General features: G+C 43.3%; 1 protein-coding gene. It reads right to left on the minus strand.

The features are described 5' to 3' along the window. Positions 1–261: SDR family NAD(P)-dependent oxidoreductase (locus AB1471_RS17535; RefSeq protein WP_367781006.1), on the minus strand; the 261-nt coding region annotated here is incomplete at both ends.

The following is a 261-nucleotide window of genomic DNA, read 5'->3' on the forward strand; positions in this document are numbered from 1 at the left end:
GTTTCTTGATAGCGTTTAAAGATCCGGTACATCGTTTTATCTTCCATCGCCCGGGGATTAAAGGTGGTTCGTTTGTGAGCGTTTGAGGCGGTGGTGATGACAAAGCCTTTTGATGCTTCTAGATAGGGGAGGAGTTTCATCGTCAAATAAACCGGGACAAAATGATTGACTTGAAGCTGCATCTCAAAACCATCTTCGGTGATGATTTTCTTAGCGGACGTTGCGGCGGCGTTATTAATTAAAATATCGACTTGAAAACTC

The sequence above is a fragment of the Jeotgalibacillus marinus genome, assembly GCF_040801915.1.
Taxonomy (GTDB): Bacteria; Bacillota; Bacilli; order Bacillales; family Jeotgalibacillaceae; genus Jeotgalibacillus; species Jeotgalibacillus marinus.